Here is a 20,405-nt window from a genome sequence, read left to right on the forward strand (position 1 = left end):
GCCTTCATGTCGATAGTGATCGCGGCTCGCGCACAGCCTTGAGCAACAGCGTTTCGAAGGCTTGTTGCACCCCGGGCCCGTCACTGTGGGCCACATTGAAGCGCATCGAATCAGGCAGCGCCGGGTCGTAACCGAACAATGCCCCCGGTGCCAGCACCATGTTCTGCTTCAACGCCTCCTGGGCCAACTGTTCGCCGTTCACCCCCGGCGGCAGGCGGGCCCAGATGAACATGCCGCCTTCATACGCCATCGGCAATTGACAGCCGCAGCGCTTGAGCCATTGTTCGACACGCGCACCGGCTTCCAGCAAGCGCTGCACCATGCGCTTGCGGTGCCGGGCGTAACTGCCTTCGCTGAGCATGCGGTAGACGATCTGCTCGAACAGCTCCGAGGTCACGCCGCCGCTCATCAACTTCATATGGGTCAGGTTGGCCGCCAGTTGCGGCGCGGCCACCACGTAGCTGACGCGGGTGTTGGCGCTGAGGATTTTCGAGAAGCCCGACAGGTAGGTGACCTGGTCCAGGCCGGCGATGGTGGCCAGGCGCGGCGGCGGGTTGGGATGCAGGTCGCCGTAGAGGTCATCCTCGACGATATGGCAGTGGTACTGGCGGGTCAGTTGCAGCAGACGAAACGCCTGGCTGGGGCTGAAAGAGTGCCCGGTGGGGTTATGCAACACACTGGTGGTGAGGTACAGGCTGGGGCGATGTTCGGCCAGCAACTGTTCGAGGGCGTCGAAATCGAAGCCATCCGGGCGCCGCTCGATCGTCACCACCTTGACCCCGTGCAGGGCCAGGTTGGCGTGGAAGTTGAAGTAGCAGGGCGCGTCGAGCAGCACCGTGTCGCCGGGGCGGGCGAGCAAGCGCATGAGCATGTCCAGGCCTTGCAGGGTGTTGGGCGTGGTGATGATTTGCTCCACCGGCACCGACAACCCTTCGGCATGCAGTTTGTGTTGCAATGCCTGGCGCAACGGCAGGAACCCGGCCGGCGTGCCCATCCCGGCAAGGCGCAGCGACGGCGCGCGCACCACGCTACGCATGGCTTGGCGAAGCGCCTCGCTGTTCAGCCACTCCTCCGGCAAATGCCCGCCACCGGGGCGCAGATCTCCATTGACGGTGACCAGCGGCCGGCGTAACACGCTGAGCAAGTCCTGGGGCAACAGGTCGACCCAGCTCGTCGAGGCGGCGCGGATGATGTCTGTTGTCACAAAGTGGCCAAGGCCCTGGCTCGAGGTCAACAGGTTGCGCCCGCGCAGGCGGTCCAGCGCTTCATTGAGGGTGAACTTGCTCACGCCCAGGGTCTGGGTCAGTTCACGCACCGACGGCAACTTGCTGCCGGGCGCCCATTCGCCGTTCTCGATGGCCTGGCTGAACGCCTCGACGATCTGTTGCACCTTGGGTGGGCCAGCCCGAAAGGCGATGGCGGATACAAACATGCGGCTTCCTTGTCTTTGCTGGTGGTTTTACCGGTGAAGTAGGGCCGGATTAGGCCTTACTTTACCTGCCCTGCGCAATGCCGCGGCCCTAGACTGCCGGCTATCCGGCCACTTTCCGGCTGTCTTCCCAAGGTCCAAGGCTATGACAAGCGCGTTGACGCTCTCTTCGTTTCTCTACTTTCTGCTGTTTTGCGCCACCGTGACGTTCAGCCCCGGCCCCATGACCTTGCTGCTGCTGAGCCTGGGCTTGAAGGACGGCCTGCGCGGCTCGATCCCGGCGCAGCTCGGCGCCAGTGTGTCGTACCTGGTCTCTATCCTGATCTTTGCCGTGGGTTTCTCGGAGTTGATCAAAGGCAACCTCGCCATCACCCAGGGTATCCAGATGGTCGGCGTCGCCTACATTCTCTACCTGGCCTACAAACAGTGGACCGGCAGCGGCGTGTCCATCGATGGGGGCGTTGCCGTGGAAGGCGCACGCAGTCTGTTCGGCAAGGGCTTGCTGACCGGGTTTTCCAACCCCAAGGCGATCATTATGTTCAGCGCCGTGTTCCCACAATTCGCCGGGGCCGGGGAGCACAACTCGATGGCGGACATCGCTATCCTCGGGCTGACCTTTCTGGTGCTGCAGTTCGCCAGTGGCTGCCTGTATGGCTATTTTGGCCAGCGCATCAAGCCGGTACTGGAAAACCCCCGGCGGCGGGTCTGGTTGCAACGGATCACGGCATTGTTGTTGCTGGGCGTCGCCGGGATGCTGGCCCGGGGCTTTTCCCACTGACGGCGCTGAGCTTACAAGGGGTAGTGGCGATATGCTGTTGCCCTGATAGACTCCAGGCACCTACCCAGGATCGCACCTCACCATGCCAGCCGCCGGAGGAAATGGAGTTCCGCTCGCTACCCGCTTGTACAAAACCCGCACGTTGGGGCTGACACTTGGCTTTGCCTGCGTGGCCTTTGGCATGTCTGCGTTGAACCCACCGCTTTGGGTGTGGGCGTTGATGCTGATCAACGGCTTTGTCTGGCCGCACCTGGCTTATCAATGGGCACGCCGCAGCGCCAACACATTGCGTTGCGAGCGCCACAACCTGCTGTTCGATTCGTTTTGCGGTGGCTTCTGGGTCGGTGCCATGCACTTCAACCCACTGCCCAGCGTCACCACGTTGTCGATGATGACCATGAACAATGTGGCCATCGGTGGTCCCCGTTTCATGCTGGCGGGCTGGGTGGCGCAGGCGTTGGGCGTCGGCGTGTCGCTGCTGATCTTCACCCCGGCCTTCATCGGCATGACCAGCCAGGCGCAGTTGTATGCCTGTTTACCGATCCTGGTGCTGTATCCGCTGGCCCTGGGCTGGATTTGCTATCGCCAGGCGGTGTCCCTGGCCGGGCACAAGCGTGAGCTGCTGGCCCTGAGTCGCACCGACAGCTTGTCCGGCCTGCTCAACCATGGCGCGTGGAAGGGCCATCTGGACATCGAGTTCCAGCGCTGCCACGGCGGGCAGCAGGGCGCGGTGATTGCCCTGATCGACATCGATCATTTCAAAGTGATCAACGACACCTACGGCCATGTCACCGGCGATCTCGTCCTGCGCCAGCTCAGTAAAGTGCTGCGCCAGAACCTGCGCGCCACCGACCTGGCCGGACGCTACGGCGGTGACGAGTTCTGCGTGATCCTGCCGGACGTGCCGCTCAACCGCGCCACGCAAGTGATGGATACCCTGCGCGATCGCTTCAATGCGCTGGCCTATGCCCAGGACCCGACCCTGCGTGTCAGCTTGAGCATCGGCCTGGCGCCTTATCGGGTCGGGCATAGCGATTCGACCAGTTGGCTCAACGATGCCGACCAGGCGTTATATGACGCCAAGAGCAGCGGGCGCAATCGGGTCAGCGCGGTGCAGGGGCCTTGGTTGAGGTCGGTCTAGTGGGACGGCGTCCCCAGCCAGCAAAAACAAACTGAGGACGTGCTGATTGTCCTATGCATAGAACGAACAACGCCGCGTTTGCCGGCTAGTCCCCAAGGCCCTTGGGACTTATGGTGTAGGCACTTTGGAGGTACACCATGAAAAAACTCATCGGCATCTACACCAGCCCCCGCGCCCACTGGGTCGGCGACGGTTTTCCGGTACGCACGCTGTTTTCCTACGACACCCTGGGCAAGCACATCAGCCCCTTCCTGTTGTTGGACCACGCGGGCCCGGCCGATTTCACCCCGACCACACAACGTCGCGGCGTCGGCCAGCACCCGCATCGCGGCTTTGAAACCGTGACCATCGTCTACGACGGCGAAGTCGAGCACCGCGACTCCACCGGGGCTGGCGGCACGATCGGCCCCGGCGACGTGCAATGGATGACCGCCGCCAAGGGCATCCTCCACGAAGAGTTCCACTCCGAAGCCTTCGCCCGTAGCGGCGGGGTGCTGGAGATGGTGCAACTGTGGGTCAACCTGCCTGCCAAGGACAAAATGGCCGACGCCGGTTATCAGACGATTGTCGACGGCGATATTCCGCTGCTGCCGCTGGCCAATGAGGCTGGCCAGCTGCGCCTGATTGCCGGTGAGTTCGCAGGCACCAAAGGCCCGGCGCGCACCTTCACGCCGATCGACGTGTGGGACCTGCGCCTCAACGCCGGCAAGGCGCTGACCCTGGACCTGCACGCCGGGCGCAACACCGCGCTGGTGATCCTGCGCGGCACGGTGCTGGTCAATGGCGAAGAAATCGCGCGCCAGGGGCAATTGGCACTGTTTGAGCGCGACGGCACGCAACTGTCGCTGGAATCCAGCGACGACGCCAGGGTGCTGTTGCTCAGTGGCGAACCGATCGACGAGCCTATCGTCGGGCATGGTCCGTTTGTGATGAATACTGAGCAGGAGATTCATCAGGCGTTTGCTGATTTCCACTCCGGTCATTTCGGGCAGATGCAGCACTGAAAGGCTGACGCCAAGCCTAATGTGGGAGCGGGCAAGCCCCCACATGCGTAATTGCATGGACTTGACCCGTGAGGCCGAGAGTGGTCGTTATGCTGTAAACGTTCGGCGGCGATCATGAGTTCGAACCGGCAGACTCTTCTTTGCGGACATGATCCGTATGCTTCCTTGGAATATGCTTACAAGCCTGCCGACGCAACTTTCTATTTTCCGGCTTCTTGGTCAGCTTCGAGAATCAAGCTCGGGGATGGGCCGCGAGCCTTTGCGAACCACCACAGGGCAAATGCCCCAAGAATAGTCGTTAACACGGCCAAAATCAGGATTACGGTCTGGGTGCCCAAGGGCGCAGCTAACAAAGCCACCAGTAAACCTGCCAGAGGCTGGGACATGTTGTTCAGCAGCGTGATCACACCTACCGTCTTGCCGAAGTCCTGAGGCGGTATCACCTGCTGCCGGATAGTGCGTATGTAGACGTTGAACATTTTGTCGAAGCCTGCGATCAACAGGAAACCCAGCACATAGCCGAGCAGACTCGGACTCAGGGCGCTGATGAATGCCCCCGTTGCGATCATCGAATATCCGACACCCCCGAGGACCCGCAGAGGCAACACCACCCGAGCGAGAAGAAACAGGATCACGATTGTTGTCACCGCACCCGCCGCCTGAAGCCCTGCATAGCTATCCTTGCCGGCGCTGTACTGGCCGATCACCATGGCCGCCGAAGTTGCCAAGGTGACACCAACGATCAGGTTGACGCCTATCGCCAGAATGATGATTTTTTTCAATTCCGCCAGGCTACGGATATGCCCAAAAGCGATCCTCAAGGGCTGCAGCCAGATGTCTTGATGCTGCTCGAACACGTCCAGCGTCATACGGCTAAGACGTTGCCACGCCAGCATGCTCAGGTCTGCCAGCAGGAACAATCCGGCGATCCAAAGCACCACCCAGTGCCAAGCCCAAACCTCAAGCATCAGTGCCGCCACCAGAGGCCCGAGGACCAGTCCCGCCTGGTCGGCGATCTGGGAGTAGGACAACGTCTTGGTGTAGCTGTAGTGCTGGAAGATATGCGGCATCAGCACTTCGCGAGCCATGATGCCTTGAGTGGTCAGCACCCCGCACAGTGCCGACAGCACCACTATCCAACCGATGCCACCAAAGATTCCGTAGAGCACCACCCCCAACACACAGAGCCATGCCCGGTAGATCTGACTGATATGCAGGATCTTAATAGGCGGGTACTTGTCGCACAGCGCGCCGCACAGCGGGAACGCGAGAAATCGCGGCAGCGATTCGACGAAAAACGCTAGCCCTGCCCATGAAGCGCTGTTGGTGGTCTGGAACACCACCAGCGGCACAATAAACAACAGGATCTGATCCGCCAGCCTCGATAGAAAGAGCGAGATAAAAAAGGCGAGGTAATCCTTACGCATAGGGAACTCCTTTGTGTAAGCGACGTGGCATAGCGGTCTGAAGAAACATCAGTATGAGTTTACAAGGTGTCTAGATAATCCGGCGCGCTGCAAACGCCTGGTCAGTGCTGATGCAATCAGGTGGTCAGATACGGTGCAATTTCCCACCCGCATTTTGCTCCGCGCTATACCCCCACATCCCCATTTCATGCGATCTTCTCGGCATTCACCCTGGAGTCGCCTGGATGCCCTCATTTATCGCTGATCACCCCATGTTGTGCGCCCTGGCGCTGATCTTTATCGACATCGGTGTGTGGCGCTTGATTTCCGCTGAGCTGGCCAATTGGAAGCTGGCGGCGCGGTTGGTGATTTTTGCGGTGTTCAGCGCCGTGTTGTTCAACGACGGCATGAACCCGATGCTCGTCGCGCCGTATGCCGACAACACCGCGCTGCACCTGGCCGCCACTGCGTTGCAGATCGGTTGGTGGCTGTTCGCGGCGCGGACCCTGACGGTGTTGCTCGGCGCGGTGATGATGCAGCGCGTGGGCCACACCGGTCGGCTGTTGCAGGACCTGCTGGGCGCGGTGATTTTCCTGATTGCGATCATCGCCGCCATGGCCTACGTGCTCGACCTGCCGGTCAAGGGCGTGCTCGCCACCTCCGGTGCGGTGGCGATCATCGTCGGCCTGGCGCTGCAAAGCACCCTCAGCGATGTGTTTTCCGGGATCGTGCTCAACACCACCAAGCCGTACCAGCTCGATGACTGGATTTCCATCGACGGCACCGAGGGGCGCGTCACCGATATCGATTGGCGCGCTACGCGGTTGCAGACCTCCCAGGGCAGCATGGCGGTGATCCCCAATTCGTTGGCGGCCAAGGCCAAGATCGTCAACTTTTCGCGCCCGGCGGATATGTTCGGCCTGTCGGTCAGCCTGCAAGTCAGCCCCCACGCCCGCCCGCAAACCGTGATCGAGGCGCTGGAGCGGGCGATGCAAGGGTGCCGGCCGCTGCTGGCCAAACCGGCGCCGAGCGTGGCGTTCAAAACCTCGGCCAGCGACGGCGTGGAGTATGAAATCAGCGGCTTTGTGCCGTCGATGCCGCTCAAGCGCGAAGTGCGCAACCAACTGTACGACCTGGCTTTCCGGCACTTGCAGGCGGCGGGCGTCGGTTTGCTGTCTGCCACCGAAAGCAGCGCGCCGCCGGCGCTGTCGGGGGCGCGGGCGTTGCTGGAGCGCTCGTCGATTTTCTCCACCCTGCGCCAGGAAGAGAAAGACACCTTCAGCCAGAACATGACCCTGCACAGCTACCGTGCCGGCGCGGTGATCCTGCCGGCGGGGGAGGTCAGCGATCATTTGTTTATCGTCGAATCCGGCGTGGTCTCGGTGATGCTGGACAAGGCTGGGCACATGTTCGAAGCCGGGCGCATGGGGCCGGGGGAGGTGATCGGCGAGGCTGGGATCTTGTCCGACGAGGCCACGCTGGCGGACTTTCGCGCCAAGACCTTCTGCACCCTCTATCGCATCGAGAAGGAATACCTCAAGCCGTGCCTGGATGCGCGGCATGACATCGGCGAAGCGATGAAAGCGCTGCTGGATTTCCGCATACATGCGGCGCAGACCCTGACCCAGGAAGCACCGGTGGTGCCGGTGAAGAAGGGGTTCCTGCAGTGGTTGCGCAAGCGCCGGCTGTAGTGCGATCAGGGTGCCGGGGCGAGGCGGCAACGCTCGTCGAAATCCTCGGCCAACTGCGCCAGCGTCACATCCCCCAGCCGCGCCAGTAACAGTGCCTGGGCCTGGTCGAACGCGTCGCTCAGTGCCGCGTTCACTGCCTGTTCCACCAGGCATTGCGGGTGGTCGGTGGACAGGCCAATGGCGAATATCGACGGCGTGCCCAAGGCATTGTGGATATCCAGCAAGGTGATTTCACTCAAGGGTTTGCCCAGGGTCCAGCCGCCCTGATGACCTTTTTCCGAGCGGACATAGCCTTTTTCCTTGAGCAGCCCCAGTGTGCGCCGCACCACCACCGGGTTGGTGCCGAGCATCTGCGCGATGGTCTCCGAGGTGGCGCGCGCTTCATGGCGGTCCATATGGATCAGCACGTGCAGCATGCGCGAGAGGCGGGTGTCGTTTCTCATCAAAAAACCTCAAGTCGATTCGGTCGAAAGTATCCTTCGTAACCCAAAAAGTTGCGAGACACTTGACGTGCTATTTTTACGTAACTTATGGTGTGTCGTGAAAGCGCGCGGATAACCGCGCGCACCTGACAAGGGGCACTTTCATGATGCATGACGTCATTATCGTGGGCGGCAGCTATGCCGGCTTGTCCGCCGGCCTGCAATTGGCGCGGGCGCGACGCAAGGTTCTGGTGATCGACGCGGGGCAGCGGCGCAATCGATTTGCCGCCACCGCCCATGGCTTTCTCGGCCAGGACGGCCAGGCGCCGGACGTCATTGCCGCCGAAGGTCGCAGCCAACTGATGGAGTATCCGAGCGTCACCTGGGTGCAGGACAGCGTATTACAGGCGGCTACGGCGCCGGGCGGTTTCAGGGTGCACACGCAATACAACGGCGGATTCGAGGGGCGACGCCTGATCCTCGCCACCGGGGTGGTGGACGAATTGCCCGCCCTCGAAGGCTTGGCGGAACGCTGGGGCAAGCACGTGTTTCATTGCCCTTACTGCCACGGCTATGAGCTGGATCAAGGCCGCATCGGTGTGTTGGCCACCTCGCCGCTGGCGATGCACCATGCGCTGATGTTGCCGGACTGGGGCACCACCACCTTGTTCACCAACGGCGTGTTCACCCCGGATGCCGAGCAACAGGCGCAGTTGGATCGGCGCGGGGTCCGCGTGGAGCGCACGGCGGTGACACGGATCAGCGGTGAGCGCGTGGCTCTGGAACTGGCTGATGGCCGCGTGATTCAGCTGGACGGCGTATTCACGATGTCCCGCACTCGCCTCAGTCCCTTGGCCGAGCAGTTGGGCTGTGTGCTGGCCGACGGCCCCACCGGCCCGTACCTGCACACCAACGAAACTCGCCAGACCTCCGTGGCTGGCGTGTTTGCCGGTGGCGATGCGTCCCTTGCCGCCGGTTCCGTGGCGCTGGCGGTGGCCGAGGGCGTGCGCGCCGGGGTGGGCGCGCACGTTTCGTTGATCCACGGTTGAGGCTGGCCGGGATCGGCGCTCAGCGCACCAGGCACGGGCGCTTGTTATCGAAACTCCAACCGGGGATCAGAAACTGCATGGCCACGCTGTCATTGCGCGCACCCAGGCCCATGCCTTTGTAGAGTTCGTGGGCCTGGGCCACCGCGTCCATGTCGATCTCGACGCCCAGCCCCGGCTTGGTCGGCACCTGGATATGACCGTCGACAATCTGCAACGGCGCCTTGGTCAGGCGCTGGCCGTCCTGCCAGATCCAATGGGTGTCGATCGCGGTGATGTCGCCCGGTGCGGCGGCGGCCACCTGGGTGAACATCGCCAGGGAAATATCGAAGTGATTGTTGGAATGCGAGCCCCAGGTCAGGCCCCATTCATGGCACATCTGCGCCACGCGCACCGAGCCTTGCATCGTCCAGAAGTGCGGGTCGGCGAGGGGAATGTCCACCGATTGCAGCTGGATCGCGTGGCCCATTTCGCGCCAGTCGGTGGCGATCATATTGGTGGCGGTGGGCAGGCCGGTGGCGCGGCGGAATTCAGCCATGACTTCGCGGCCCGAATAGCCGTTTTCCGCGCCGCACGGGTCTTCGGCGTAGGCCAATACGTGATGCTGGTCGCGGCACAGGGCGATGGCTTCCTTGAGTGACCAGGCGCCGTTCGGGTCCAGGGTGATGCGTGCGTCGGGGAAGCGCTCGGCGAGGGCCGTGACCGCTTCGATTTCTTCGGCGCCGCGCAACACGCCGCCCTTGAGCTTGAAGTCGTTGAAGCCGTACTTGGCCTGGGCGGCTTCGGCCAGGCGCACGATGGCGTCCGGGGTCAGGGCCGGTTCATGGCGCAGGCGGCACCAATCGTCACCATCGGCTTCGCTGCGGTAGGCCAGGTCGGTCTGCTGGCGGTCGCCGATGTAGAACAGGTAGCCGAGCATCTTCACCGCGTCGCGCTGCTGGCCTTCGCCGAGCAGGGCGGCCACCGGCACTTCAAGGAACTGGCCGAGCAGATCGAGCAGCGCCGCTTCCATCGCGGTGACGGCGTGGATGGTGATGCGCAGGTCGAACGTCTGCAGGCCACGGCCGCCGCTGTCGCGGGCGGCAAAGGTGCGGCGCATGGCATTGAGAATGCTCTGGTACGCGCCGATCGGCTTGCCGATCACCAGGCTGCGCGCGTCTTCCAGGGTTTCGCGGATGCGTTCGCCGCCCGGTACTTCGCCCACGCCGATGTGCCCGGCGCTGTCCTTGAGAATCACGATATTGCGCGTGAAAAACGGCCCGTGGGCGCCGCTGAGGTTGAGCAGCATGCTGTCGTGGCCGGCCACCGGGATCACTTGCAGGTGGGTGACGATGGGGGCATGGCTGGCGTGGTGCTGGTGTTCTGTATTCATCAAAACGCTTCCTTATTTGCTCAGGACGGGGGCGGGGTGCAGCACGCTCGGGCTCTGGGCGCCGGGCCGGGTCTTGGCGAAGAACACCAGGATCGCCGCGAGGATCGAGGTGCCGGCCAGCCCATACAAACCACCCTGGATCGACCCGGTGGTCTGCTCCAGAAAGCCGAAGGTGGTGGGCGCGACAAACCCGCCGAGGTTGCCGATGGAGTTGATCAGCGCGATCACCGCCGCGGCGATGCGCGCATCGAGGTAGCCCTGGGGGATCGGCCAGAACAGCGACGATGCCGACTTGAACCCGATCGCCGCAAAACAGATGGCGACAAAGGCAAAGATCGGCCCGCCGGTGGTGGAGAAAAACATTCCCGCCGCGGCAATCAACAGCGCCGTGGCCACCCACGCCTGTTGGTGCTTGTACTTGCCGGCCAGGGCCGCGAACGAATACATGGCGATGATCGAAATCAGCCAGGGAATGGAATTGTAGAAACCCACCTGGATGTCACTCAGGTCGCCCATCTTCTTGATGATGCTCGGCAGCCAGAACGTGGCGGCGTAGATGGTCAGTTGGATGCAGAAATACAGGGCGCAGAACAGCATGATCTGGCGGTCCTTGAGCAGTGTGCCCAGGCTCGGCTTGACCGTCGTGGCGGCGTCACGCTCGCGTTGTTCGCGCTCGATCTCGCCCACCAGCGCGTCCTGTTCGGCGCCGCTGAGCCACTTGGCGTCATGGGGTTTGGAGTCGAGCCAGAACCACACGAAAAAGCACAACAACACCGAGGCCATGCCTTCGATGATGTACATCCATTGCCAGCCGTGCAGGCCCAGCCCGCTGATTTGCAGCAGCACGCCGGACAGCGGGCCGGAGATCAGCGAGGCCAGGGCCGAGCCGCTGAGGAAGATCGCAATCGCCTTGCCGCGTTCCACCCCGGGCAGCCAGCGGGTGAAGTAGTAGATCACCCCCGGAAAGAACCCGGCCTCGGCCACGCCCAGCAGAAAACGCAGGATATAGAAGTGGGTTTCGTTCTGGATAAAGGCCATCAGCGTCGCGGTGATGCCCCAGGTGAACATGATGCGGGTCAGCCAGATACGCGCGCCGACTTTTTGCAGCAGCAGGTTGGAGGGCACTTCGAACAACGCATAGCCGATGAAGAACAAGCCGGCGCCGAAACCGTAAGCGGCCGCGCCGATGCCCAGGTCGTGTTCCATGTGGGTGCGGACAAAGCCGATGTTGACGCGGTCGATGTAGTTGACGATGAACATGATCACGAACAGTGGCAGCACATGCTGCTTCACCTTCTTGATCGCGCGGGCCAGGACGGGGTCGAGGGCAGGCGCAGCTGTCGCAGGGTTGGAAGAGGTCACGGGGTAGAACTCCCACGGATTATTGTTGTGCGGGGATGGGTTCAGGGCTGCCGGGGGTGCCTGGCAACTTGATAGACATCATACAACTGCTTTTTTCCGCGTCGCAACGTAAATTTTGGCTATTTGAGTACGCGACAGGGCTGGTAATCCTATTTTACAGGCGCTATGGCGCATGAAATCAATCACGCCGATGCAATCGCAGGCAAGCCGGCTTCCATGAAAACGCGGCGCAGTTGTGGCGGAATTTGTTTGTTGTCATACAAGTAGGTGGTGCAAGGGGATGTTAGTATTGACCGGGCCCAACCGATGGAATGACCGATGCACAACCACACCCCCCGCAAGCGCTCCCAGGGCCTGGCCCATGACATCGTGACCACGCTGACCCAGCGCATTCTCCTCGGCCAACTGGCGCCGGGCGAGAAGCTGCCCTCCGAGTCGGCTATCGTCGGCGAGTACGGTGTCAGTCGCACGGTGGTGCGTGAGGCGCTGTCGAAGTTGCAGGCGGCAGGGCTGGTGGAAACCCGGCACGGGGTGGGCACCTTTGTGCTGGCGCGGGACCAGCGCCAGGGCCTGCACCTGAACCACGACACCGCGGTCAGCGTGCGCGGCATCCTCGAGTTGCGCCTGGGCCTGGAAACCCAGGCCGCCGCCCTGGCCGCGTTGCGCCGCAGCGAGGTGCAGTTGCAGCACATGCGCGAGGCCCTCGATGACTACCAGGCCTCGCTGGCCAACAACGACAGCAGCGTCGAACCCGACGTGCGCTTCCATCAGTTGATTGCCCAGGCCACCGGCAACACCTACTTCACCGATGTGATCCAGCACCTGGGCAACTCGGTGATCCCGCGCACGCGCATCAACGCCGAAGAGCGCGGCAATACCGACCTGATGAAACTGGGCCAGTTGGCCAACCTGGAACACGAGGCGATCCTCAACGCCATCCGCCGCCAGGACCCCGACGCCGCCCGCGCCGCCATGTTGTTGCACCTGAGCAACAGCCTGGAACGCATGACCGGCGAGTAGCAGGGGCATTTTCTTCAATACCCGGCTCGCCGGGGTGTTTACCGTGGCCCCTGTTCATCACCACAACAGGGAACCGCAATGAGCTTGATCCTTTCCATGGCCGCCTTCGCGTTGGCCACCTCCATCACACCGGGCCCGGTGAATGTGGTCGCCCTCAGTTCGGGCGCGCGCTTCGGTTTTGTCGCCAGCCAGAAACACGTGTTCGGCGCCGCCACCGGCTTCACGCTATTGCTGGTGCTGATCGGCCTGGGGCTGCATGAAGTGCTGCTGCGCTGGCCCATTCTGACCCAGTTGATCCAGTGGGGCGGGGTCGCCTTCCTGCTGTACATGGCCTGGAAACTTGCGGTGGACGATGGCCGGCTGGACGCCGAAGGCACCGCAACGGCGCCGTCGATGCTCTACGGCGCGATCATGCAATGGCTGAACCCCAAAGCCTGGCTGGCCTGCGTGGCGGGGATGGGGTTGTTTGTCGCGGATGGCGACGCCCGGCAAGTGTGGCTGTTTGCGGCGCTCTACCTGGTGATCTGCTACCTGTCGGTAGCCTGCTGGGCCTACGCCGGCACGTTTTTGCGCCGTTACCTCGGCAACGCGCAGGGTGTGCGGGTGTTCAACCGTTCGATGGCCGCGTTGCTGGTGGCCAGTGTGGGTTATTTGCTGATGGCTTGAGCAAGTCGCGGTACTGCCCCGGCGTGGCGGCGAAGTGCAGCTTGAAGGTGCGCTGGAAGTGCGCCTGGTCGGCAAAGCCGGCGGCCAGGGCGACGTCGGCGATCAGTTCGCCGTTGCGCAATTGGGTGCGGGCGAACTGGATGCGCCGGTTCACCAGAAACGCATGGGGCGTCAAGCCGTAATACTGCTTGAAGGCGCGGATCAGATAAGACGGCGACAGCTCGGCCGCCAGGCAGATGTCTTCGAGTTTCAAGGCCTGGGTGCAGTGTTCGCGGATGTACTCGGCGGCGCGTTCCAGTTTGTGATTGACCTCCCGCACCGGCGTGTTCGAAGGGTTCAGGCGCTGCTGCACCTCGCTGAAATAACTCACCAGCATGCTCTGTTTTTGCAGGAGTTCGGCGTGCTCATCCAACAGCGTCCGGTACAGCTCGATCAGGCCGTTGTACAGCACCGGGTCGCGGGTATAGGGCGTATTGAACGGTCGATAACCCTGGTCGGTGCTGAAGCCCAACTGGTATTGCAGGTCCGTCAGCCAGGGCGTGTCGAGGTAGAGCATGTGATACGACCAGGGTTGGTCGTGGATCGGGTTGCACGCATGCACATCGCCGGGGTTCATCAGCACCACCGTGCCGGCGCTGATCTGGAAGGTGTCCGCGCCGTAGTGGTAATAGCTGCGCCCGGTGGTGATCGCGCCGATGGAGAAATGCTCGTGGGCGTGGCGGGTGTAGGTGACCTTGCACCCATCGGCGATGGTCCGCGCTTCGATGAACGGCAAGCGCTCGTCGCGCCAGAAGCGCGGCGCTTGCGCGGGGTGAGTGGCGGTGTTCAGCGACATGGCGGCGGCTCCATCCCTCGGGAGATCGAGGGAGGATCATTGCACAGACTGCCGGGGACGTCAGCCTAGAAGTCCCATTTAGTCGCCAGTTGCAGGCTGCGCGGTTCGCCGTAGAAGCCGGTGCCGAAGTTGCCCAGGCCCGTGTAGTACTTTTTATCGAACAGGTTCTTCACGTTCAGCGTGGTGCTCAGGTGCTCGTTGAAGCGGTAGCGGGCCATCAGGTCGACCAGGTAGTAACTGTCCTGGGTGATGCGTGCGTTCTGGCCGAAGTTGAGCGTGTCGTTCGGGTCGGGTTGGAACACGTTGCCGAAGAACTCGCTCTGCCAATTCACGCCGCCGCCCACGGTGACATGCTCCAGCGCGCCGGGCAGGCGATAGCTACTGAACAGGCGCACCACCTGCTGCGGCGTGGTGGTTTGCAGCACCGAGCTGTACACATAACCGTTGTTGGCATCGCGGGTGTGCTGGTAGGTATAGCCGGCCGAGATGTTCCAGCCGTCCAGCACTTCACCCGACAGTTGCGCCTCGAAGCCCTTGGTGGTGGCGCCGGCAATCGGGCGGTACACCGAATCGCTCTCAAAGCCCGACACGTACTCGGCGACATTGTCCTGCTCGATGCGGAACGCGGCAAAACTGGCATTCAGGCGGCCGTCGTAGAACGCTGCCTTGAGCCCGGCTTCATAGGTGGCGCCTTCGATCGGGTCGAGCAGTTTGCGGTCGGCGTCCTTGCTGCTTTGCGGGCGGTAGATCTGGGTGTAGCTGGTGTACACCGACCAGGTGTCGTTGAGGTCGTAGACGATCCCGGCATACGGCGTGACCACGCCGCTCTGGCGGTAGGTGGTGCGGTTGTCGGCCTTGGTCGGGTCATAGAAATCGGTGGTGTCGGTGCCGCTGAACGTGCTGACGCGCGTGCCGAGGATCACTGACAAATCGTCCGTGGGTTTCAAGCGCGTGGCCAGGTAGGCGCCGGTCTGGCGTTGCACGATATCGTTCTGGCCGCTGCGCGGGATATCCGGTTTGGCGTACTCGCCATGCCAGTCGAAAATGCTGCCGCCCACGGCGGGGTAAATCGAACCGTAGACCGGCACGTCCTGCTTCGAGCGGGTGGCCATAAAGCCCATGATCAGCTCGTGCTCGCGGCCAAACAGGTTGAACGGCCCGCTGAGATTGACGTCCAGGGTGTTCTGTAACTGGTCGCCCTTGTACTTGCCCATGAACATGTACATACCGTCGCCGCTGACCGGGTCCGGGTTGCCGCCGCTGGCGGAGGCGAGCAGGGTGTCGTGCTGACTGCGCTTGCGGTCGAGGCTGACCTTGAGCGACCAGTCGTTCGCCAACTGCTGTTGCACCGAGGCGAACAGCGTCTGGTTCTGGAAGTCGCGGCGGCTCCAGTCGGCCGCCGGGTTGAACGAGCGCGAGAAGTGCGTGCGCGAGCCGTCGCTGAAGAACATCGGGAAACCGGTCCAGCTGGCGCCACGGGAGCGGGTGTCTTGCTGGTCGATACCGAAGGTCAGCAGGGTGTCGGGCGTAAGGTCCGCTTCAAGGATGCCGTAGCCGATGTCCTTGGTGTGCTGGTAGTGATCGAGATACGACTGGCGGTCCTGATACACGCCGACAAAGCGTCCGCGCAGATTGCCCGACTCGGTCAAGGGGCCGGAAATATCGCCTTCGGTGCGGTAGTTGTCCCAGGAGCCGAAGGTCTGGGTGACCGAGGCCTTGAATTCCCGCGTGGGCTTTTTGCGGATCAGGTTGACCGTGGCCGACGGGTCGCCGGAACCGCTGAGCAGGCCGGCCGAGCCCTTGATGATTTCCAGGTGGTCGTACACTGCCATGTCGGTGCTGGTGGTGCCGTAGTCGTACACGCCGTCATAGGTGGCGTTGACGCCGTCGTACTGGAAATTGGTGATCGGCAGGCCACGGCTGGAGAACTCCCAGCGTTCGCTGTCGTAGTTCTGCACGCTCACGCCGGGGGCGCGGCGCAGGGTGTCGGCGATGCTGTTGGAGCCCTGATCGTCCATCTGCTGGCGGGTGATCACCGTGACCGACTGCGGGGTGTCGCGCATCGACAGCGGCAGGCCGGTGGCCGAGGCCATGACACCGGTAGTGTAGGCATGGGTGTCTTCGGTGATAGCGCCCAGGCCCTGGCCGGAAATCGTCGTGGCGCCCAGCTCCAGCGCGCCGCTGTGGGCGGGGATCAGCTCCAGCACGTAACCGTTGTTGCCTTGGGGCAGCGCCTGCAAACCGCTGCCCTGCAACAGGCGCTGCAAACCGCCGGTCGGGGTGTAGCTGCCGTTCAGGCCGGGGCTGGTTTTACCGGCGGCGAGGCTGTTATGGCCGGCGATGAACATTCCGGACTGTTCGGCGAAGCTGTTCAGCACGGCGACCAGGGCGCCGCCCGCGATGCGATAACTGCGCGCGGCTTCCTGGGTCGAGGTCGGCTCGGCGGCGTACAGCGTCGGTGCGCCGAGGCAAAGCAGGGAGGTGGCCAGCGCCAGTGGGCGCAGCGCGAAGCGAGCAGGTTGCGGCATGGAGGTGTCCCTTTGGATCAAGTCGATCGGCGAGTTGAAAGCGTCTGCAGGGTTAACCGAACGAGTGTCGAAAAAGGGAACTGGCGGGTGAAGTTTTTTACTGCGGCCCCACGCTGACCCACCACGGCATCGGCCGCTCGACCCGAATCGGCAGCGCGGCTTGCAGCAGGTGCAGGGCCTGGTCGCTGTCCTTGAGCGGGAACGAACCCATCACCGGCAACTGCGCCACGGCCGGGTCGCAGCCCAGGTGGCCGGGGCTATAGCGGTTGAGTTCGGCGATCAACTCGCCGAGCGGCAGGTTGTCCGCCAGCAGCACGCCACGGCTCCAGGCTTCACGGGCCGGGGAGGCGACGCTGGCGGTGTTGAAGTGGTTGCGGGTAAACGTCAGCTGTTGGCCGGTGTCGACAATCCGTGGGTGCGGGTTGAGCGTACTGACCCGCACCCGGCCCTCGAACACCGTGAGCTGGGTATGTTCATCACCTTGCACCACGCTGAAGCGCGTGCCCAGCGCCTGCAGCCGGCCTTGTTCGGTGTCCACCAGGAACGGACGGTTGGGGTCCTTGGCGGTGTCGATCAACACTTCGCCAAAGCGCAGGCGCAGCAAGCGTTGCGCGGCATCGAAGCGCACATCCAGCGCGCTCAGTGCGTTCAACCACACATGGCTGCCATCGGTCAGCAGCGCGTCGCGGGTCTCGCCGTTGGCGGTCGCATAGTCGGCACTCCAGCCGCCTGCCAGGCGGGGCAGGGGGCTGTGGCGCCAGGTGCCCCAGGCCAGTGTCGAGCCGACACCCAGCACCAGCAGGGTCTTGAGCGTCTGGCGCCGCGAGCTGCGCAAGGCCCGGCTGGCGCCATGGGGTTGCTCCAGCAACGGCGCAAAACGCTGGCTGACGCGCTGCACGTACTGCCAGGCCGCCAGGTGCTCGGGGCTTTGCGCAACCCAGGTTTGCCAGCGCAACTGTTCGAGCGCACCGCCTGGGGCCTGCAGGCGCACGTACCAGTGCGCAGCCTGCTCCAGGCTGGCGTGGCTGAGCTGGCCGGGGCGGCTCATTGCACCAGCATCCCGTCGAGTTCGGCTTCCAGAATCGCGCAGTGCAGCAGGGCCTGGGCCATGTACTTCTTGACCATGCGCTCGCACACGCCGAGCTGTACGGCGATCTGCTTGTAGGGCAGGCCGTGCAAGTGCGCGAGTAAAAAGGCCTCGCTGACCTTCTTCGGCAGGCGCGCGAGCATCGTGTCCACTTCGTAGAGGGTTTCGACGATGATCGCCCGCTGCTCCGGCGACGGCTGCCGCGCTTCCGGGCGCTCGGCCAGGGTTTGCAGCCAGGCGCGTTCCAGTTGGCGGCGGCGCCAGTGGTCGATGCACAAGCCACGGGCGATGGTGGCCAGGTAGGAGCGTTGGCCGACGTGATCGGTTTCGGCCAACGGGCGGCCGAGGATGCGGATAAACGTGTCGTGGGCCAGGTCGGCGGCATCCCAGCGGTCGTTCAGGCGCCGCCGCAGCAGGCCGAGCAGCCAGCTGTGGTGGGTGCCATAGAGGTGGGTGAAGGAGGTCGACACACTATCCATCCAGCGCAAAGGCTTTGGCGTAAATAAGAATTGGTCGCGATTAAACCAAAGCGTCGGGTTGTGCGCAAATGATATTGGTTTGCTTTTGGGAGGCTGTATCGATGGATTGAAGAAATCAGCTCGAGCATCAAGAACCTGGATACCCAGGCCATCATCTATTCACTCGTCGGTACCGGCACGTTGATCTCCAACGAGTGAACGCCTGAATCTCACAGCTGTTTCGACAGAAACACCCGGCTGTTGCCCTCGGGTTCACAGGCGATTTCGCCAAACCGTACCCAGCCGTTTTTCTCATAGAACCCCGGCGCCTGGAAGCTGATGGTGTAGAGCACGGCATTGCGACAACCGCGGCGTCGGGCTTCGTCTTCGAAGGCGCGCAGCAATCGGCTACCGATGCCGGAACCGCGCAGGGTCTCGGGCAAGTGGAAGAGGTCGAGGAAGGCCATGCCGAATGCGTTCCGGCCGGTGATGCCGCCGAGCACCTGCTGGGTGTGCGGGTCTTTGACCAGCACGCTCAGCGGGCGCCGGTCATGGTAGCCGGTGGCTTGTTCGTTGAACGCCGCCAGGCCGTTGCCGAGGATGCGTTCGGCGTCGGGGTTGGGCTGGTCGCTGATTTCAATGAGAGGAGGCTGCATCGCGCTGGATTCCTTGTGGCCCGTTGTCCGACAAGCGTCTAGACAGTTCTTTATACGATTGAGTGTGGGCGTGATCAGGGTTTTTCGACCAATAAAGCGCGTACCTCCTCTTCCTGCAACTGCTTTTCCCTGGCTTCCTGGCGCGCCTGCTCCTCGGCGCGTTGCTTGGCCTCCCGGCGGAACTGGTCGACGGATAAGTTTCGGAGGTGCTCGATGTCCTGCGCAGTGGCACCGAATGCAACCGGCACCATGGCCATCAACGGGGCTGCGATCAAAGAGGAGGTCAACAAGCGGCTGATACGTGCCCTGGACATCAAAGCAGTCCGAGTCAATTCGTGGTGCCTTGTTGGACGCTGCAACAGGGATAAGCTCCCAGGGTGGCTATTAAAAGGCCATCACCATCTCATGCCACGCCATCCCGCCATGATCCGACGCCGACGGCTGCACATAGCGGTAGCCCAGGCGCGTGTACAACGCCACATGGCGGTCCTTGCACATCAAGTGAATCGTCTGCTTGCCCAGCGCGCGCATGCGCTGCACAAACTCGCGCATCAACGCGGTGGAATAGCCCTTGCCCTGGTGCGCCGGGGCGACCACCACCGACATGATCACCACATTCGGCGCCTCGGCCGCATGGCCGACCAACTCCTTGAACGCCTCATCCGACATCACCACCTTGTGGGCGCAGCCGCTGTTGATGAAGCCCAGCACCTCGCCATCTGCCTCCAGGATCAAAAAGCCTTGCGGGTATTGGGCAATGCGCGTGGCGATCTTTTCCAGGGTCGCGGCTTCGTCGCCTTCGTAGGCAGTGGTTTCGATATCGAAGCAATGGGCGGCGTCGCTGGGGAGGGCGTTGCGAAAGGAGAGGGCGGGCATGCGGTTTCCTCGGGGGGGTAAGTGAAAGGCCACATGATAGCGGGGTGTCAATAGCGCCGCCATTGTGGCCTCTGGGTCGACGAGGATGTTCGGCCAGCGTGGTTTAACGGGGCCAAGTGACGGGGCTTGATGACCGAGCCACTTCTGGAGGCCGGACTCGGTCAACTGTGGGAGCTGTCGAGCCCCAGCGAGGCTGCGATGGCGGCGGCACAAACACCATCAAATCCACTTCACTCGCCAACTTCCAGTTCACCAGAAACCAGAAAACCCGCCAAAGCGGGTTTCCTCAGCACTTACATCACCTCAACTCACCGCAGGCGAATCAAACCCACGCCGCTCCATCACCGTAAACACATCCGCCACGTCCTGGACCATGATCCGGGCGGTATTGGCGACGGTATTGATGTCGTGCTCGGCGTAGTCGGACACTTTGGAACAGGCCATCAGGTGCAGGTAGGCGAGCGCGGCATTGAGGCGCTCGCTGGCGCAGGCGTGCAACTCGCTGAGCGGGGCGTCGCTGTCGATCAGCAGGACCGGGTAGTCGGTTGCGGTTTGGGACATCGGGGTGAAGCGGCGGGGCGGATTTTGATTGGTCATGAGGTTCGATTCTATTTGGCTAAAAAGAATC

At 62.7% G+C, this 20,405-nt stretch carries 20 protein-coding genes; 7 read left to right on the plus strand and 13 right to left on the minus strand.

Annotation, left to right across the window (positions count from 1 at the left end; genetic code table 11):
* Nucleotides 1-4: 4 nt before the first annotated feature.
* Nucleotides 5-1,432: an aminotransferase-like domain-containing protein gene (locus PverR02_RS13165; protein ID WP_079443585.1), complete on the minus strand. Its 1,428-nt coding sequence runs from the start codon at nt 1,430-1,432 to the stop codon at nt 5-7.
* A 142-nt stretch (nt 1,433-1,574) separates the two neighbouring features.
* Between PverR02_RS13165 and PverR02_RS13170 the strand changes: the two genes are divergently transcribed.
* The 3 genes from PverR02_RS13170 to PverR02_RS13180 all read left to right on the plus strand — a co-directional run bounded on the left by PverR02_RS13170 (nt 1,575) and on the right by PverR02_RS13180 (nt 4,352).
* Nucleotides 1,575-2,207: a LysE family translocator gene (locus tag PverR02_RS13170; RefSeq protein WP_079443586.1), complete on the plus strand. Its 633-nt coding sequence runs from the start codon at nt 1,575-1,577 to the stop codon at nt 2,205-2,207.
* 82 nt (nt 2,208-2,289) lie between these two features.
* Complete coding sequence (locus PverR02_RS13175; RefSeq protein WP_079443587.1) at nt 2,290-3,348, plus strand: diguanylate cyclase; 1,059 nt, start codon at nt 2,290-2,292, stop codon at nt 3,346-3,348.
* Between the two features lie 137 nt (nt 3,349-3,485).
* Nucleotides 3,486-4,352 (plus strand): pirin family protein, encoded by an 867-nt coding sequence (locus PverR02_RS13180; RefSeq protein ID WP_079443588.1) that lies wholly within the window; start codon nt 3,486-3,488, stop codon nt 4,350-4,352.
* Between the two features lie 200 nt (nt 4,353-4,552).
* Here the strand turns inward: PverR02_RS13180 and PverR02_RS13185 are convergent, their stop codons facing one another.
* Nucleotides 4,553-5,779, minus strand: coding sequence for an MFS transporter (locus PverR02_RS13185; RefSeq protein WP_079443589.1), 1,227 nt, complete (start codon nt 5,777-5,779; stop codon nt 4,553-4,555).
* A gap of 224 nt (nt 5,780-6,003) precedes the next feature.
* Here PverR02_RS13185 and PverR02_RS13190 point away from each other — a divergent pair, with 224 nt between their 5' ends.
* On the plus strand, nt 6,004-7,449 hold the full coding sequence (locus PverR02_RS13190; protein WP_046383813.1) for a mechanosensitive ion channel family protein: 1,446 nt from the start codon (nt 6,004-6,006) through the stop codon (nt 7,447-7,449).
* Nucleotides 7,450-7,454: 5 nt separating this feature from the next.
* Here PverR02_RS13190 and PverR02_RS13195 read toward each other — a convergent pair whose 3' ends face one another.
* The gene (locus tag PverR02_RS13195) at nt 7,455-7,892 is read right to left on the minus strand and encodes an Rrf2 family transcriptional regulator (RefSeq protein ID WP_046383812.1); all 438 of its coding nucleotides are present in this window, start codon (nt 7,890-7,892) and stop codon (nt 7,455-7,457) included.
* Between the two features lie 143 nt (nt 7,893-8,035).
* Here PverR02_RS13195 and PverR02_RS13200 point away from each other — a divergent pair, with 143 nt between their 5' ends.
* On the plus strand, nt 8,036-8,920 hold the full coding sequence (locus PverR02_RS13200) for an NAD(P)/FAD-dependent oxidoreductase (RefSeq protein ID WP_057004808.1): 885 nt from the start codon (nt 8,036-8,038) through the stop codon (nt 8,918-8,920).
* A 19-nt stretch (nt 8,921-8,939) separates the two neighbouring features.
* Here PverR02_RS13200 and gudD read toward each other — a convergent pair whose 3' ends face one another.
* Nucleotides 8,940-10,289, minus strand: coding sequence for a glucarate dehydratase (gene gudD, locus PverR02_RS13205; protein WP_079443590.1), 1,350 nt, complete (start codon nt 10,287-10,289; stop codon nt 8,940-8,942).
* 12 nt (nt 10,290-10,301) lie between these two features.
* The gene (locus PverR02_RS13210) at nt 10,302-11,651 is read right to left on the minus strand and encodes an MFS transporter (protein ID WP_079443591.1); all 1,350 of its coding nucleotides are present in this window, start codon (nt 11,649-11,651) and stop codon (nt 10,302-10,304) included.
* A gap of 318 nt (nt 11,652-11,969) precedes the next feature.
* On the opposite strand from PverR02_RS13210, the gene PverR02_RS13215 reads away from it, so the two are divergent.
* Both PverR02_RS13215 and PverR02_RS13220 read left to right on the plus strand, forming a co-directional pair.
* The gene (locus PverR02_RS13215; protein ID WP_079443592.1) at nt 11,970-12,671 is read left to right on the plus strand and encodes a FadR/GntR family transcriptional regulator; all 702 of its coding nucleotides are present in this window, start codon (nt 11,970-11,972) and stop codon (nt 12,669-12,671) included.
* 78 nt (nt 12,672-12,749) lie between these two features.
* Nucleotides 12,750-13,337 carry a LysE family translocator gene (locus PverR02_RS13220; protein ID WP_046383807.1) on the plus strand — a complete coding sequence of 196 codons (588 nt, stop codon included), beginning with the start codon at nt 12,750-12,752 and terminating at the stop codon, nt 13,335-13,337.
* Here PverR02_RS13220 and PverR02_RS13225 read toward each other — a convergent pair.
* From PverR02_RS13225 to PverR02_RS13260, 8 genes are all read right to left on the minus strand, one after another.
* Entirely contained in the window at nt 13,279-14,172 is an 894-nt protein-coding gene (locus PverR02_RS13225) for an AraC family transcriptional regulator (protein ID WP_079443593.1), read from the minus strand. The genes PverR02_RS13220 and PverR02_RS13225 overlap by 59 nt on opposite strands.
* A 65-nt stretch (nt 14,173-14,237) precedes the next feature.
* Nucleotides 14,238-16,700 (minus strand): TonB-dependent siderophore receptor, encoded by a 2,463-nt coding sequence (locus PverR02_RS13230; RefSeq protein ID WP_079443594.1) that lies wholly within the window; start codon nt 16,698-16,700, stop codon nt 14,238-14,240.
* A gap of 97 nt (nt 16,701-16,797) precedes the next feature.
* Nucleotides 16,798-17,748 carry a FecR domain-containing protein gene (locus PverR02_RS13235; RefSeq protein ID WP_079443595.1) on the minus strand — a complete coding sequence of 317 codons (951 nt, stop codon included), beginning with the start codon at nt 17,746-17,748 and terminating at the stop codon, nt 16,798-16,800.
* The gene (locus PverR02_RS13240; RefSeq protein WP_046488431.1) at nt 17,745-18,266 is read right to left on the minus strand and encodes a sigma-70 family RNA polymerase sigma factor; all 522 of its coding nucleotides are present in this window, start codon (nt 18,264-18,266) and stop codon (nt 17,745-17,747) included. Before PverR02_RS13240 ends, PverR02_RS13235 begins: the two co-directional genes overlap by 4 nt.
* 209 nt (nt 18,267-18,475) lie before the next feature.
* Nucleotides 18,476-18,901 carry a GNAT family N-acetyltransferase gene (locus tag PverR02_RS13245; RefSeq protein ID WP_079443596.1) on the minus strand — a complete coding sequence of 142 codons (426 nt, stop codon included), beginning with the start codon at nt 18,899-18,901 and terminating at the stop codon, nt 18,476-18,478.
* A gap of 74 nt (nt 18,902-18,975) precedes the next feature.
* Nucleotides 18,976-19,215 (minus strand): hypothetical protein, encoded by a 240-nt coding sequence (locus tag PverR02_RS13250; RefSeq protein WP_046383801.1) that lies wholly within the window; start codon nt 19,213-19,215, stop codon nt 18,976-18,978.
* Nucleotides 19,216-19,285: 70 nt separating this feature from the next.
* Nucleotides 19,286-19,777: a GNAT family N-acetyltransferase gene (locus tag PverR02_RS13255; protein WP_079443597.1), complete on the minus strand. Its 492-nt coding sequence runs from the start codon at nt 19,775-19,777 to the stop codon at nt 19,286-19,288.
* 303 nt (nt 19,778-20,080) lie between these two features.
* Nucleotides 20,081-20,374, minus strand: a complete 294-nt coding sequence (locus tag PverR02_RS13260) for a hypothetical protein (RefSeq protein WP_046383799.1) — start codon at nt 20,372-20,374, stop codon at nt 20,081-20,083.
* Nucleotides 20,375-20,405: the final 31 nt, after the last annotated feature.

This window comes from Pseudomonas veronii (genome assembly GCF_002028325.1).
GTDB classification, from domain to species: domain Bacteria; phylum Pseudomonadota; class Gammaproteobacteria; order Pseudomonadales; family Pseudomonadaceae; genus Aquipseudomonas; species Aquipseudomonas veronii.

Bases quoted from the DNA above. Each gene is read 5' to 3' on its own strand.
- PverR02_RS13165 (WP_079443585.1), bottom strand. From the start codon at position 1,432: ATGTTTGTATCCGCCATCGCCTTTCGGGCTGGCCCACCCAAGGTGCAA.
- PverR02_RS13170 (WP_079443586.1), top strand. From the start codon at position 1,575: ATGACAAGCGCGTTGACGCTCTCTTCGTTTCTCTACTTTCTGCTGTTT.
- PverR02_RS13175 (WP_079443587.1), top strand. From the start codon at position 2,290: ATGCCAGCCGCCGGAGGAAATGGAGTTCCGCTCGCTACCCGCTTGTAC.
- PverR02_RS13180 (WP_079443588.1), top strand. From the start codon at position 3,486: ATGAAAAAACTCATCGGCATCTACACCAGCCCCCGCGCCCACTGGGTC.
- PverR02_RS13185 (WP_079443589.1), bottom strand. From the start codon at position 5,779: ATGCGTAAGGATTACCTCGCCTTTTTTATCTCGCTCTTTCTATCGAGG.
- PverR02_RS13190 (WP_046383813.1), top strand. From the start codon at position 6,004: ATGCCCTCATTTATCGCTGATCACCCCATGTTGTGCGCCCTGGCGCTG.
- PverR02_RS13195 (WP_046383812.1), bottom strand. From the start codon at position 7,892: ATGAGAAACGACACCCGCCTCTCGCGCATGCTGCACGTGCTGATCCAT.
- PverR02_RS13200 (WP_057004808.1), top strand. From the start codon at position 8,036: ATGATGCATGACGTCATTATCGTGGGCGGCAGCTATGCCGGCTTGTCC.
- gudD (WP_079443590.1), bottom strand. From the start codon at position 10,289: ATGAATACAGAACACCAGCACCACGCCAGCCATGCCCCCATCGTCACC.
- PverR02_RS13215 (WP_079443592.1), top strand. From the start codon at position 11,970: ATGCACAACCACACCCCCCGCAAGCGCTCCCAGGGCCTGGCCCATGAC.
- PverR02_RS13220 (WP_046383807.1), top strand. From the start codon at position 12,750: ATGAGCTTGATCCTTTCCATGGCCGCCTTCGCGTTGGCCACCTCCATC.
- PverR02_RS13225 (WP_079443593.1), bottom strand. From the start codon at position 14,172: ATGTCGCTGAACACCGCCACTCACCCCGCGCAAGCGCCGCGCTTCTGG.
- PverR02_RS13230 (WP_079443594.1), bottom strand. From the start codon at position 16,700: ATGCCGCAACCTGCTCGCTTCGCGCTGCGCCCACTGGCGCTGGCCACC.
- PverR02_RS13235 (WP_079443595.1), bottom strand. From the start codon at position 17,748: ATGAGCCGCCCCGGCCAGCTCAGCCACGCCAGCCTGGAGCAGGCTGCG.
- PverR02_RS13240 (WP_046488431.1), bottom strand. From the start codon at position 18,266: ATGGATAGTGTGTCGACCTCCTTCACCCACCTCTATGGCACCCACCAC.
- PverR02_RS13245 (WP_079443596.1), bottom strand. From the start codon at position 18,901: ATGCAGCCTCCTCTCATTGAAATCAGCGACCAGCCCAACCCCGACGCC.
- PverR02_RS13250 (WP_046383801.1), bottom strand. From the start codon at position 19,215: ATGTCCAGGGCACGTATCAGCCGCTTGTTGACCTCCTCTTTGATCGCA.
- PverR02_RS13255 (WP_079443597.1), bottom strand. From the start codon at position 19,777: ATGCCCGCCCTCTCCTTTCGCAACGCCCTCCCCAGCGACGCCGCCCAT.
- PverR02_RS13260 (WP_046383799.1), bottom strand. From the start codon at position 20,374: ATGACCAATCAAAATCCGCCCCGCCGCTTCACCCCGATGTCCCAAACC.